Annotated in this window: 12 protein-coding genes; 5 read left to right on the plus strand and 7 right to left on the minus strand. The window is 63.9% G+C overall.

All coding sequences use genetic code 11. The features are described 5' to 3' along the window. Nucleotides 1–7: 7 nt before the first annotated feature. Entirely contained in the window at nt 8–448 is a 441-nt protein-coding gene (locus H7J93_RS09625; RefSeq protein ID WP_083150671.1) for a DUF5078 domain-containing protein, read from the plus strand. Between the two features lie 7 nt (nt 449–455). Here H7J93_RS09625 and H7J93_RS09630 read toward each other — a convergent pair whose 3' ends face one another. After that, complete coding sequence (locus H7J93_RS09630; RefSeq protein WP_267306070.1) at nt 456–1,349, minus strand: DUF7159 family protein; 894 nt, start codon at nt 1,347–1,349, stop codon at nt 456–458. Between the two features lie 158 nt (nt 1,350–1,507). Between H7J93_RS09630 and H7J93_RS09635 the strand changes: the two genes are divergently transcribed. Continuing rightward, a complete protein-coding gene (locus H7J93_RS09635) occupies nt 1,508–2,167 on the plus strand; it encodes a cutinase family protein (protein ID WP_267306071.1) in 660 nt (219 codons plus the stop codon). Between the two features lie 161 nt (nt 2,168–2,328). Next, the gene (locus tag H7J93_RS09640; RefSeq protein ID WP_267306072.1) at nt 2,329–5,193 is read left to right on the plus strand and encodes an MMPL/RND family transporter; all 2,865 of its coding nucleotides are present in this window, start codon (nt 2,329–2,331) and stop codon (nt 5,191–5,193) included. Here H7J93_RS09640 and H7J93_RS09645 read toward each other — a convergent pair. After that, nucleotides 5,084–6,502: an acyltransferase family protein gene (locus H7J93_RS09645; RefSeq protein ID WP_267306073.1), complete on the minus strand. Its 1,419-nt coding sequence runs from the start codon at nt 6,500–6,502 to the stop codon at nt 5,084–5,086. The two genes, H7J93_RS09640 and H7J93_RS09645, sit on opposite strands and share 110 nt — an antisense overlap. A 202-nt stretch (nt 6,503–6,704) precedes the next feature. Here H7J93_RS09645 and H7J93_RS09650 point away from each other — a divergent pair, with 202 nt between their 5' ends. After that, nucleotides 6,705–7,382: a VldE C-terminal domain-containing protein gene (locus tag H7J93_RS09650; RefSeq protein WP_267306074.1), complete on the plus strand. Its 678-nt coding sequence runs from the start codon at nt 6,705–6,707 to the stop codon at nt 7,380–7,382. A 108-nt stretch (nt 7,383–7,490) separates the two neighbouring features. Then, a complete protein-coding gene (locus H7J93_RS09655) occupies nt 7,491–7,727 on the plus strand; it encodes a DUF2510 domain-containing protein (RefSeq protein WP_267306075.1) in 237 nt (78 codons plus the stop codon). A gap of 584 nt (nt 7,728–8,311) precedes the next feature. On the opposite strand, the gene H7J93_RS09660 is transcribed toward H7J93_RS09655, so the two are convergent. From H7J93_RS09660 to H7J93_RS09680, 5 genes are all read right to left on the minus strand, one after another. Continuing rightward, the gene (locus H7J93_RS09660) at nt 8,312–8,740 is read right to left on the minus strand and encodes a hypothetical protein (protein ID WP_267306076.1); all 429 of its coding nucleotides are present in this window, start codon (nt 8,738–8,740) and stop codon (nt 8,312–8,314) included. Continuing rightward, nucleotides 8,737–8,940, minus strand: coding sequence for a hypothetical protein (locus tag H7J93_RS09665; RefSeq protein WP_267306077.1), 204 nt, complete (start codon nt 8,938–8,940; stop codon nt 8,737–8,739). Before H7J93_RS09665 ends, H7J93_RS09660 begins: the two co-directional genes overlap by 4 nt. 34 nt (nt 8,941–8,974) lie before the next feature. Further along, nucleotides 8,975–10,345: a hypothetical protein gene (locus H7J93_RS09670; protein WP_267306078.1), complete on the minus strand. Its 1,371-nt coding sequence runs from the start codon at nt 10,343–10,345 to the stop codon at nt 8,975–8,977. Next, nucleotides 10,342–10,794 carry a hypothetical protein gene (locus H7J93_RS09675; protein ID WP_267306079.1) on the minus strand — a complete coding sequence of 151 codons (453 nt, stop codon included), beginning with the start codon at nt 10,792–10,794 and terminating at the stop codon, nt 10,342–10,344. Before H7J93_RS09675 ends, H7J93_RS09670 begins: the two co-directional genes overlap by 4 nt. Nucleotides 10,795–10,898: 104 nt before the next feature. Further along, nucleotides 10,899–11,612, minus strand: coding sequence for a YcnI family copper-binding membrane protein (locus H7J93_RS09680; protein ID WP_267306080.1), 714 nt, complete (start codon nt 11,610–11,612; stop codon nt 10,899–10,901). Nucleotides 11,613–12,100 lie beyond the last annotated feature (488 nt).

Genomic DNA, 12,100 nt, shown 5'->3' on the forward strand with positions numbered 1-12,100 from the left:
GAACAGGATGTTTCGCAAAGCGACTATTGCGGCAGCCGCGCTCGGTTGTGCGGCGATGATCTTCCCGGCCACCGCCTCCGCGGATGCGACCGACGAGTATCCGATCCCGAATCGGATCATGCGGACCACTTGCACCGTCGACCAGTACATGGCCGCCGCACGGGATACCGACCCGATCTACTACGAGCGGTACATGATCGACTACAAGAATCGTCCGGCCGACGTGCAGGCCGGCGCCCGTAACCGGATCTACTGGTTCTTCTCGCTGGATTACGCCGGCCGCAGGCAGTACTCCGAGAACACCGCGACCAACGTGTACTACGAGCAGATGGCGACCCGCTGGGGCAACTGGGCCAAGTTGTTCTTCAACAACAAGGGCGTCGTCGCACACGCCACCGAGGTCTGCATGAACTACCCGCCGGTCGATCCGACGGTGTGGAACTGGTAACCGCCGGCTACGGCAGGGCGCTGAACAGCGGGTTGACCACGGCCTGAGCCGGGTCCGGCGGAGGTGCTGCCGGCAAACCGGCGGGCTGCACTCCGGGTAGATGCGCGGGGTTTGCCACGGGCAGTGGCGCGGGTCCCGGCAACGTCGGGGCCAGAGCATGCTCCGGCGCGGCGGCCTCAATTGCATTCTCGGTCGACAGTGCGACGACGGGAAGCTGTTGTACCTGCTCCGCGGGTGTTTCGGCGGCAGGGGTGCTGCGTCGCGCCGGCTTTGGATGACCCGCGACCAGCTGCACCACGTCGGGAACGGACGGCTCCGCAGCAGGTGCCGTGACGGCGTGAAACCCGAGCGACGGAGCCTCGGGCTCTGCATCCGTCGAGCGGAACTGCTGCTGACCTGCGAACTCCGGCCCCACGACGAAGAGCACGCTCACCCCCGCTGCAAGCGCGGCGGCCGCGCGAATGGGCGTACGCCACTTCGACGGCGTCCGCGTCGGCACGGTGACGGGCAACCGAATCGGGACCGTCTCGAGGTTCGAATACACACCCAGCGCGGCACTCCGCGCCAGCGCCAACAGCGCCTCGCTCGACGTGTCCGCCGCCGGGAGGCGTACCGATACGACCTTGTCGAAGCCCATGTCGGGCAGCGCCTCCAGCATCAGGCTCGCCACTGTCGCGGCGCCGTCGGTCCAGGTCACACCGACGGTTGTCAGGTTCTGGCCGCCTGCCGCGGCGATCGCCTGAACCCCGCGGACGGCAGCGAGGTATCTGGCGAGTTCATCGTCGTGCGAGCCGACGTCGCAGACGTCGTGGTCGAGGGTCTCCGAGTCGACGTTGGATCCGTCGAGCACGACCCAGCCGACACTGCTGGGCGTCAGCGAAAGCCCCAGTACCGTCCCCACCGCTTCTCACCTTCGTCGGCGAACTGATTGCGGTCGACGTTGACCTGCGACGTCCACACGCTAAGCCATTAATCGCCATACCGCGCGTTGTATTACCTGGCGGCAGGGAGGTTCGCGGGCTGATGTGACATATCCGCGCAACGAAACGACGTAAGAGTATGACGACGATCACACGAATTCTCTGTCTTCTCGGGCTGACGACTTCCGCCCTTGCCGCCGCACTTGTCATCGCCCTGTCCACTGCCCTTGCCACCGTCGCACCTGCCGGCGCCCAGCCCTGCCCCCACGTCGAAATCGTCTTCGCGCGAGGCACCACCGAACCGCCCGGTGTCGGGGGGACTGGGCAGGCGTTCGTCAACGCGTTGCGGTCGCGGCTGGGTGATCGGTCGGTGGGCGTATACGCGGTCAACTACCCCGCAAGCCGCAACTTCAGCTCCAGCACACTTGCCGGGCGCAACGACCTGAGCGCTCACGTTCAGTCCATGGCCGCCAGTTGTCCGAACACGCGCATGGTGCTCGGCGGCTACTCCCAGGGCGCCGCTGTCGTGGATCTGGCGGCAGCAGCGATGCCACCCGCACTTGCCGACCGCGTCGCCGCGGCTGCCCTGTTCGGCGGCCCGCGCAGCAGCTTCGCCGATTCCCTGTCACCGGGCCCGCTCCCCTCGGTCGGCCCGCTGTTCGCCGGCAAGACCGCCGACATGTGCGTACCCAACGATCCGATCTGTTCGGAGGGCGGACGGGACTGGGGTGCGCATGGCGCGTACGTCAGCTCGGGGCTGGTCGACCAGGCGGCATCGTTCGCCGCGGGGCTGCTGTAGATTCCCGCGAACGGGCCTGATCTGGTAGGAACTAAGACAGGCTTAACACTTGGTAGGGAGGAGCTCCGCGAGGTGCCCGACTGCGTTACGGCTGGGCGAAATATCCGCGGACGTAGCCCATCCCTTCCAATGAAGCCCGGAATGATCACGATGACGACCCGATGAGCGCCCCGGTTCGCGATTCCGCAAAGCCACCTGTGCACGATCGGCGCACCGGCGTGGCCAAATGGATCCGCCGGTTGGCGGTCCCGATCATCATCGGCTGGGTAGTGGTAGTCGGGATCCTGAACTCCACCGTGCCGCAGCTCGAAGTCGTCGGCCAGATGCAGTCGGTGTCGATGAGCCCGTCCGAGGCCCCGTCGGTGATCGCGATGCAGCGCGTCGGCAAGGTGTTCGAAGAGTACAAGTCGGACAGCGCGGTGATGATCGTTCTCGAAGGGGACGCACCGCTTGGCGATGCGGCGCACCGGTTCTACGACGAACTCATCGACAAACTTGAAGCCGACAAAGCGCACGTCGAGCACGTCCAGGACTTCTGGGGCGATCCCCTCACCGCCGCAGGCGCGCAGAGCGCCGACGGTAAAGCCGCCTACGTGCAGGTGTATCTCGCAGGCAACATGGGCGAGGCGCTGTCCAACGAGTCGGTGTTAGAGGTCAAGAAGATCGTCGACGGGCTTACCCCACCACCGGGTGTGAAGGTCTTCGTGACCGGTGGCTCCGCCCTGATGGCCGACCAGCAGATCGCGAGCGACCGCAGCATCCGGGTCATCGAGATCGCGACGTTCATCGTGATCATCACGATGCTGCTGCTGGTCTACCGCTCGGTGTTGAGCGTCGTGCTCGTGCTCGTGATGGTGGTTCTCACGCTCTCGGCCACCCGCGGCGTGGTGGCGTTCCTCGGCTACCACGACCTGATCGGCCTTTCGGCATTCGCCACGAACCTCCTCGTCACGTTGGCGATAGCCGCGGCGACGGACTACGCCATCTTCCTCATCGGCAGATATCAGGAAGCGCGAGCACTCGGCGAGGACAAAGAGTCGGCCTTCTACACGATGTTCCACGGCACCGCACACGTGGTGCTCGGCTCGGGTATGACGATTGCGGGCGCCACCTTCTGCCTGTCGTTCACCCGGTTGCCGTACTTCCAGACCCTGGGCATTCCGCTGGCGGTCGGTATGACCACCGGCGTGCTTGTCGCGCTGACGCTGGGGCCGGCGATCATCACCGTCGCGAGCCGGTTCGGCATGTTGGAACCCAAGCGCGCCATGCGAATTCGCGGCTGGCGGAAGATCGGCGCCGCGATCGTGCGCTGGCCGGCCCCGGTTCTGCTCTCGACCGTCGCGCTGTCCCTCGTTGGTCTGCTCACGTTGCCCGGGTACTCGCCCAGCTACAACGACCGGATGTATCTGCCTGCCGACCTGCCCGCGAATCAGGGCTTCGCTGCGGCCGAACGGCATTTCTCACCGGCGACGATGAATCCCGAGCTGATGCTCATCGAGAGCGACCACGACCTACGCAACTCGGCGGACTTCCTGGTGATCGACAAGATCGCCAAGGCGATCTTCCGTGTGCCCGGTATCAGCCGGGTTCAAGCGATCACCCGCCCAGACGGAAAGCCAGTGAAGTTCAGCACGATCCCGGCCCAGATGAGCCTGGGCGGCGTGGGTCAGGACCTGAACCGCAAGTACATGCAGGACCGCATGGCGGACATGCTCGTGCAGGCCGACGAGATGCAGGTCACCATCGACACGATGACGCGCATGTCGGAGTTGATGGGTGAGATGAGCGCGACCACGCACAGCATGGTCGAGAAGACGCGCAACACGACCGTCGACATCGCCCAATTGCGGGACTTCATCGCGAATTTCGACGATTTCTTCCGCCCGATCCGCAACTACTTCTACTGGGAACCCCACTGCTTCAACATCCCGGTGTGCGCGGCGATGCGGTCGGTGTTCGACACGCTCGACGGCGTCGACACGACGACCAAAGACGTTCAGGAATTGCTTCCCGATCTCGAGCGGCTCGATTCCCTTATGCCGCAACTGCTCGCGTTGATGCCGCAGCAGATCGAGACGATGAAGAAGATGAAGAACATGATGCTGACCATGCACGCGAGCCAGGCCGGCTTGCAGGATCAGCAGGCCGCCCAGGGTGAGAATCAGTCGGCGATGGGCGACGCGTTCAACAACTCCTGGAACGACGACTCCTTCTATCTGCCGCCGGAGATCTTCGACAACGCAGAGTTCAAACGCGGCATGGACAACTTCATCTCACCGAACGGCCACGCGGTCCGGTTGATCATCCAGCACGAGGGAGATCCGCTGAGCGCCGAGGGAATCGAGCGCATCGACGCGATCAAACAGGCCGCCAAGGAGGCGATCAAGGGCACCCCGATGGAGGGCTCGACGATCTACCTCGGCGGCACCGCCGCGGCCTTCAAGGACATGCAGGAAGGCAACAACTACGACCTCATCATCGCGGGCATCCTCGCGCTCGCGCTGATCTTCGCCATCATGCTGATCATCACCCGAAGCGTTGTCGCGGCCGCGGTGATCGTCGGCACCGTGGTGTTGTCCCTGGGCGCGTCGTTCGGTCTGTCGATCCTGATCTGGCAGCACATTCTGGGCATTCAGCTGCAGTTCATGGTGATGGCGATGGCGGTCATCATCCTGTTGGCCGTTGGCGCCGACTACAACCTGCTGCTGGTCGCCAGGTTGAAGGAGGAGCTGCCGGCGGGGATCAACACCGCGATCATCCGGGCGATGGGTGGCAGCGGATCGGTGGTGACGTCGGCGGGTCTGGTGTTCGCCTTCACCATGATCTCGATGGTCGTCAGTGAACTGACGGTGGTCGCACAGATGGGTTCGACGATCGGCATGGGCCTGCTGTTCGACACATTGGTGATCCGCGCGTTCATGACCCCGTCGATCGCGGCGCTGTTGGGCAGATGGTTCTGGTGGCCTCAGATTGTGCGCACTCGACCGGTTCCGGCGAAGTGGCCGAAGCCGCTCGTTGAACGTTAACCTGTTGGGGCGCAGGCTGCTTCGCTCCCGCGCAGGCGCGGGCGGCGGCAGCCGCGGCCAGGAAACCTCCCAGGGTGGTCACGCCGGTGAGGTCGCCCAGGCCGTTCTTGGCGAGCAGAACCAGCACCACGCCCGCGATCACGATGAGGACGCCGGCAGCGGTCGATCGGGCACCGGTGGCCGCAACGGGTGCGTCCCACCACGGGAGCCGGCGATGCTCGAGCGGCGACAGCACCATGAACATCGCGAACATCACCACCGCGAACACCACGGCCCGCAGGGCGAGCATCGCCCAGAAGTACGGCGCATCAACGTCATACGCGTCGAACCCGAGGGCGTGCAGGGTGAACGTGGCCACCGCGATCGCGGGGATGTGCCACAGGTAAAGCGTCATCGCTCCCCCGTTGCCCATCGCGACCACGTACCAGACGCGCGGCCGCTCGGCCCACTTGCCGCGCACCTTTGCGGCGGCCACGAACAGCAACGACATCCAGGTGCAGTGCAGTGCGAGCAGCAGCGTCGGCGGTGAGACGTTGGAGACACGCTCCGTGCCGGTGACCACGAGCGAGACTTCGTAGGGTCCGACGGCGGCGAGCGCGAGCTGGGCGGCGAAGGCGGATACGGCGGCGACGAGTGCGGCGCGCGGGCCGATCAGGTGTCGCGCGTAGGCGACGCCGATCACCATCGGGATGAGCCAGACGATCACGAAGTTGGCGATGCCCGCCATCGGCTCGCCGACGGCGAAGCGCAGCGCGTCGAACGCCGCGGAGGTGGCGATCAGCGCGACCACTGCGACGGCGACGGTGCGGCCGGTCGACATGCGGGTGAGCGCCGGGACGAAGGCCAGCACGACGAGGTACACCCCGAGGAACCACAGCAGCGCCACGCACTCCCGTCCGATGCGGACAGCGGACTCGGCGCCGAGGAGCTGATAGGTCACCAGGACGCCGATCGACCATGCGGCGAGGTACCAGAAGACGGGCCGGCACAGCCGCTGTGCCCGCTTGACCAACCAGGTGCCCCACGACGAGCCCGGATGCCAACCGTAGGCGCCCGCGGCCCCGCCTGCCAGGAAGAACAGCGGCATGACCTGGACGATCCAGGTGATCGGCGCGATCGCGGGGATCTCGCCGAGCAGGTTGCCGATGCGCAGGCCGGTGTCGTCGATGGTGGCCAGCAGCAGGGCGCAGTGCCCGAACATCACCACGACGAGCGCGGCAAGGCGGGCGACGTCGACAGCGCGGTCGCGGTCGGCGGGGGTTTCGGCGGCGACCTTGCCGACGGCGGACCCGGACTTGGTGAGCGTCATGCGTTCAGGATGCCGTGCCGGTCTGCAACCGCGGATGAGTAGTACTACGCGAGTCGTACGCAACACTCCGCGGCAGCGACGTCTTGAGGACGCTTCGGCGACGTCGAATGCGCTGGACGCGGGCGCCCCGTTGGGCCACAAAACCCTAAGAGACCACCAAGTCTGCGATGCGGCGCCGGTGACGCCAGTAGAGTGCTGAGCCGTGGCGAGAAACCTGCTAGCTAACGGCCGAGGCCGCTGGTTGGCGGTCGTCGTCTCACTGGTTGTCTCCGGAGGCATGCTCTACGCCCAGAGCGCCGACCGAACGCCGCACATCGCCAAGCCCGCCGCGGTGCCGTCGTCGTCCCCCGAGGCCGGACCGCCGAGCGAGCCGATCATGACCATGCCCATTCCGGCAGAGGCGGAACTGCTGGCGGCCAGTGCGCCCGCCGCGGCGCGGGATATCCCGTTCGCGCTGCCCAAGGGCGTGGCGCCGGAGAATGGGTTACAGGTCAGGACCATCTGGGCGGCCCGCGCCATCAGCGTGATGTTCCCCGAGATCACCACCATCGGCGGGTTTCGGCAGGATCCGCTGCGGTGGCATCCCGAGGGGCTGGCGATCGACGTGATGATCCCGAACCACAACAGCGAAGAGGGCATCGCGCTGGGCAACCAGATCGCCGGGTTGGCGTTGGCGAACGCGAAGCGGTGGGGCGTCCTGCATGTGATCTGGCGGCAGGGCTTCTACCCGGGGATCGGCGCACCGAGTTGGACGGCGGACTACGGCAACGAGACCGCCAACCACTTCGACCATGTGCACATCGCCACTGCCGGCGGCGGCTACCCGACCGGTGACGAGACGTACTACTACGGCTCGATGAGCCCCGAGCCGAAGAACTGATCTACGGCTCAGCCGCCTTGCGTTCAGACAGAGCTGATTCCTTAGCGATTCATGATTGCCCTGTGGGCGGTAGGTTTCGTAGTCGTATCGCATTGAGGAGGCCCGCAGATGGTTGGTTTCAGTCTCATGCACCTGGCCTTCCTGGTGGTGCTCCTGTTGATCGTGGTCGGAGTGGTGGTTGCCGTCGTCCTCAGCGTGCGCGCCGTTTCAAAGCCGAAATCATCGACGCCCGACGGGTATTCCGCGATGGCGCCGGGGTGGTATCCCGATCCGAGCAACCCGAGTGCGCAACTGCGGTACTTCGATGGCTCCGCGTGGACCGGGTCTACGCATCCTTCTGGTTGATACCGATCTCAAGATCGCCGTCAACAACGCCGCCACCGGGAAGTACTGCGCGACTTCACCCTCGACCCCACCAGGGACTACCAACCCACCGGCGCCCCTAAAGGCCCCAAACGGAAAAAGCCGCGGACCTAAAGCAGGTCCACGGCTATTCCGATGTCTTGCGACATCGCATTTGTCGGGCTGACAGGAGCCGCCGGCGCGACCGCCGCTCACGCGCCGGGCACTCCGGCTCCCAGCATCATGTCGGCCGACAAACGAAAAACCCGCTCGGCTACGCCGGCGGGTTTCATTTTGTCGGGCTGACAGGATTTGAACCTGCGACCACTTGACCCCCAGTGTCGTCGAAGCGGTCCGTGGGTGTCCGCCGGTGTCCCATTAACGCACGTCAGACTAGCTAGAAGGATGCAGGCGAACAGCGGTGGATGCACCCAGACTGACTGCCGTTGCTATCCGCGTTGCTATCCGCCTACGAGCTTCGCCCCCAGCACACCGGCGTGATCAGCCAGATCTGATGATCGAAATTGCGGACGCCGTCGGTTCCCGCCACCCGCCGGAACCCACACCGCCCCGGATCATGACAGGGGTCAGTGATGATGATCCAAAAGGACGAGGGTGTGTACCACATTGCCGTCGCGAAAGTAGGCGCGACAGGTGAAGGGAGTTCGCATGGTGTCGCCGAACTCGTTCTTTGATTCCACCACGCCCGCAACATTCCAAACCTTAATGCGCGATTGATCGATCCCTCTCAACGGAGGATCCAACAACGAAAACAAGTCGCGGCTGTCTGCATCTAACACGTCGCTCTTGGCGTCGATCTCCACAACACGCGCAGATGACGCCGACGGGAAACGGTCTATGACATCAGCCTCGCAACGCGGCTGGGCCACATCACCCTCCGACGGGACAGAAGACCCCGAATCTCGGAATACGAGCACGCCCATCACCACCGCAATCAGTGCTGCAGCCAATAGACCGGCTGCGGTCCATCCCAGATGCGCTCGTCGGCCTTTCACGGTGGCGATTCATCGGTCGAGTGAACACCCGGCATCTGACTGTTTACATAGGCGGCGGCGGTGGTGGCGGCGGCATAACGGGCATTGGTGGACCGCCCGGACAGCATGCCGACGCAGCCGCCATCGCTTCGCAACACGCGCACATTGCCATGTCCATCGGGATCCTCCCAGGTCAGCTTTCGCTCAGACTCGGCTTCCATCTACGTAGCTCGATAGTAGCTAAGGGTACGAAGCTCAAGCTCCGAACAGTAGATATAGGCCGGCGAATGTATAACAAACCATGGTCAGCATCATTGCCAGCTGGCCTGTTAGTTGATGGCCTACTGGCAGCACTCGCAACGCCTTATCATGCGCGGCGATCACCGCCAGCATGTGTCCGATGACCACGGAGGCAACCTTGATGGTCCAAAGCAGTGTCGGATTCAGAGAAAGGAAGTACTGCACGTCGCCGGCATCCAGGCCGAGAAGGTGCCAGCCCCTGCCCAGCGGGTCAGCCAGCCGCACGATCGTCTCCTGGCCTCGCTCGACGAGGTAGGAAAGGTAGTGCGCGAAAATGTAGCCCACGACTATCGGAATGAGACTGTGCGCGAGTAGGCCTGGCAACTCACGGCGTTGCTCCCGGCTTACACCTGCGGCCGCGCGTGCCGCAGCCGAGAACGTCACACCGACCGCAAGCACAAAAAGCAATAGCCCGCAGGTACGCAGTACCGTTCCCGCCGCGGCATTACCGATCAGAGGAATGGCCGAGGCGTTGCGATTGACGAAGTTGCTGAAGGTTGCCGATTGGGAGAAGCTGTCGAACGCCGTCGATCCTAGGAGCACTGCCATCACCGCTACCGTGCCTGGTCGCACCGGCATGGTCGGCAGATGATCGAGCGGATTTCCGAGGACGACGCGTCCTGTCGCGCGATTCCTTCTGAAAGGTGCCAGTCGCGAGACGGTCACGCTGTACACCTCGAAGGGGTCGGCACGGGCGAACCATGTCGTCCCGAATAGTGCTGCGCCGACGAACATTGCGATGAGGTAGACGAGAATCCAAATCTTGATCGCCGTCAGCGAGCCCGGATCGGAACTCGCTAATTCCAGCCACACGAACGCAAATAGCCCCACGACGCCGGGCCAGTATCCCCAGCCCGGCCGGTACCGCATACGTCGCTCTGACGGTCGCGCGTTCCGCCCCCCAATGTGCAAGAGCCGCCAGATGGTTCGCGCCGGCGAGATCACCCGCCATATTGGGCCGGCGACTACCGAAATGGCGACGAGACCGACCCACAGCAGCACGTAGAACACACCTGGTAGGGCGTTGTCACTGCCCTGAGGCCCCCAGATCGCGGACACGGCCACCCAAATGGAGAAGATCGCGGCGGCAGCCGCGAAGAACCATCGGACGACCGGGGAGTCGACAACAGCGGTCACCCACGTCGGTAGCTCCCGTCCCGGCTTCGCGGGGTCGAATCGCGGTGTACTCCACGCCACAGCAACGACGGCGAACGTGGCAGCCAAGGCCCAAGCGGCCCCAATCAGGGCGTACGACAACGGCACTGGAAGGTCAGTTGATCCGCCTACACCATGTGCGAGGACCGTCTCAGCGACTTCGCGCGTCAAGGCCGGACTTCGATGGTGACGACTGTGACGTGCAAATCGTGCAGTTCTACGGCGACGCGACCGGGAATGTCGACGGTGAACTCAAAGCGTTGATCTGGGGCTGCTGCTACGTCGAAGACGTGTTCAGGGACCGAGTGCACATGCAGGCTGTCCACGGCGTCGCTGGTCACCTGAAGCACAATTGGCTGCCCGGCTACCGCCTGCGCCTCCGCGTTGATGGGTGATGCCACACCCTTATCAACAGAAATGTCGATCACCGTTCCCGCATCAGAACTCGCTGAAGACGTCACCGCGGGCGTCTGCGTGGCTGGCGACTGCGTGGCCGAGGATGCGTCCGAAGGTGACGGTGACGAACCGCACGCCGCAGCGACGGCGACTGCCGCGCCAATAAGGCTTGCTCTGAACCAAATACAGCTTCTACCCATGAAATCTCTTCCCATGCTGGTCATCTTGAGTGCCCGATTCATTGAGGCTGGCAGCGCAGGTAAGCCCGTAGACCGGCAACCTCGCCAGCTACCAAACGTCTGTGGAAGTCGCGATCAACGCGTGGTCGCTACTCCATGACCGAGGAGCGCTCCGGTGCCGAGGCGCCGTCCGGCAAGGCATGATGAGCAGATCGTCGTGCCCGGTCGATCGAAAAAATGCCCAGCGCGACAGCAATAACCGCAAAACCTAAAGCGGTCCAGGCAATCACCGATGTCGTGCCGCTCCCACCGCTGGTTGCACCGTTCGAACTCGCGCCGATAGTGACGGTCGGCACCGGGAACTCTGGGTCACTACCTTCGGGCGCCGGTTCAGTCCAAGCGTCAGTTTTGCCATCGGCGAAAGTCTGATAAGTCGGTAAGGAAAGCGACTCTAAATCCGGGAGAGGGTTCGCCTCGAGGACAAAATCGTCGAATTGGCCCGGCATGATCCCCGGACCTGTCGCGGTCCACGTCACCGAACTGACCACCTCGTCGACCCTGGTGCCGTCGTCCCTGTAGATCGGCGGATCTGTTTTCTTCTTTTTGATGTCGATGCTCCAGCCCGCCACTGGTTGGGGTCGCACGGTCCGGATCTGAACGTCGTCAGGTATCCGCACTTCCACTTTGACGGTCGGCGGGTTATCTGCTTCTGCGGGCACCCGCAGCGTAATCAGACCCGTCTCCCCCGGTCCCCCTCCCTCAAAATACGCATTTACATGGGCCGCGGCCGAGGGGCTAACAAGCATCGCGGCGACTCCACTGAGCACGACAATTCCGACGATGCGCACGAGGATCCTCAACACCGACCACCTCCATCTGACAGTTGCAGTCTTCGAGTTGCACAAACTCGCCCGTCGTAGTTGGGAATTCGCGCTGCGAGAAGCACGGTCGCTTAGGCCGACACACCGCCTCGAACATGCGATCGGTTGTCGCTTACCTGTCCGCCCGAAGCTCCTCAACGAGGGCACAGTCTACGGGGTAAGTCCGTAGATGGGTGTAGCTGGGTCCGGCGGGTCGCCCAGAAGGCTGAGAGCGAGTACAGAGGTCGAGCGTTGCAAACGAAGCGAATTGCGACCGTCGCTGCCGCCGCAATCGTCGCCGTTGACCCTCTTCGCGTCCGTGATCAAACACATGGTCTTCGGCCAGCCAGCCGTGGCTTCAACATGCCTAGCCTCGATCTTTCGTGAGTGAGTCGATTATGGTGGGTTTGTTCGGCGCGTAATGCACGGAAGTGCCTGTCCAGCAAGGGAAAATGGGCTTGTCGAAGGTCCATTTGCCCAAGTAGCTGAAA

The sequence above is a fragment of the Mycobacterium barrassiae genome, from assembly GCF_025822765.1.
GTDB classification, from domain to species: domain Bacteria; phylum Actinomycetota; class Actinomycetes; order Mycobacteriales; family Mycobacteriaceae; genus Mycobacterium; species Mycobacterium barrassiae.

Excerpts from the sequence above, each read along its gene's own strand:
- H7J93_RS09625 (WP_083150671.1), top strand. The coding sequence starts at position 8 with ATGTTTCGCAAAGCGACTATTGCGGCAGCCGCGCTCGGTTGTGCGGCG.
- H7J93_RS09635 (WP_267306071.1), top strand. The coding sequence starts at position 1,508 with ATGACGACGATCACACGAATTCTCTGTCTTCTCGGGCTGACGACTTCC.
- H7J93_RS09640 (WP_267306072.1), top strand. The coding sequence starts at position 2,329 with ATGAGCGCCCCGGTTCGCGATTCCGCAAAGCCACCTGTGCACGATCGG.
- H7J93_RS09645 (WP_267306073.1), bottom strand. The coding sequence starts at position 6,502 with ATGACGCTCACCAAGTCCGGGTCCGCCGTCGGCAAGGTCGCCGCCGAA.
- H7J93_RS09655 (WP_267306075.1), top strand. The coding sequence starts at position 7,491 with ATGGTTGGTTTCAGTCTCATGCACCTGGCCTTCCTGGTGGTGCTCCTG.
- H7J93_RS09665 (WP_267306077.1), bottom strand. The coding sequence starts at position 8,940 with ATGGAAGCCGAGTCTGAGCGAAAGCTGACCTGGGAGGATCCCGATGGA.
- H7J93_RS09675 (WP_267306079.1), bottom strand. The coding sequence starts at position 10,794 with ATGACCAGCATGGGAAGAGATTTCATGGGTAGAAGCTGTATTTGGTTC.